At 62.7% G+C, this 907-nt stretch carries 2 rRNA genes and 1 pseudogene; all 3 read left to right on the plus strand.

Annotated features, from left to right (window positions below):
- Positions 1-204 (plus strand): 23S ribosomal RNA (locus tag ABZV38_RS40510); the annotation flags it as partial.
- Between the two features lie 108 nt (positions 205-312).
- Positions 313-429 (plus strand): 5S ribosomal RNA (rrf, locus tag ABZV38_RS40515).
- A gap of 127 nt (positions 430-556) precedes the next feature.
- Positions 557-907: pseudogene (locus tag ABZV38_RS40520) on the plus strand (hypothetical protein); the annotation flags it as partial.

The following is a 907-nucleotide window of genomic DNA, read 5'->3' on the forward strand; positions in this document are numbered from 1 at the left end:
TCCTGCCAAGGGCATGGCTGGTTGGCTACGTTCGGAAAGGATAACCGCTGAAAGCATCTAAGCGGGAAGCCTGCTTCGAGATGAGTATTCCCACCCCCTTTGAGGGGTTAAGGCTCCCAGTAGACGACTGGGTTGATAGGCCAGATGTAGAAGCCCGGCAACGGGTGGAGCTGACTGGTACTAATAGGCCGAGGGCTTGTCCTCAGTTGCTCGCGTCCACTGTGTTGTTCCCGGGTTGCGAACAGTCGCACCGGTTGAACAGCTTCACTACTTAATTAAAAAGTGTGCTTGTTCGCTAGAACCCGATAGGGTTTCGGTGGTCATTGCGTTAGGGAAACGCCCGGTTACATTCCGAACCCGGAAGCTAAGCCTTTCAGCGCCGATGGTACTGCAGGGGGGACCCTGTGGGAGAGTAGGACGCCGCCGAACAATCTTTCAAGGACCCTTGGTCCCAGCGTTCATGCTGGGACCAAGGGTCCTTTTTGTTTTGCCGAAGCGCGTCGGGTGTCCGGCTGCGCGAGAATGTGTGTAGTACCCGAAGACAGGAGTTCCACCCATGTCCACCAACTCTCCCGACGATCGTTCGGAGCGCGAGCCGCGTCGCCGGGACGGTGGCGACCGGGGCGGCTTCCAGGGTGGTCGTGACGACCGGTCCGCAGGCCCGCGTCGGGACAACGACCGTGGTGGCAACCGCCGCGATGACAGCCGGCCGACGAGCGGTGCTGACCGTGGTGGCAACCGCCGTGACGACCGCGATCGCGGCCCGCGTCGTGACGACAGCCGTGGCGGCGGCTCCGGTGGTGGTTTCCGCCGTGACGACAGCCGTGGCGGCGGCTCCGGTGGTGGTTTCCGCCGTGACGACAGCCGCGGTGGCGGCTCCGGTGGTGGTTTCCGCCGTGACGACAGG

The sequence above is a fragment of the Streptomyces sp. NPDC005181 genome (assembly GCF_040608395.1).
Classification (GTDB): domain Bacteria; phylum Actinomycetota; class Actinomycetes; order Streptomycetales; family Streptomycetaceae; genus Streptomyces.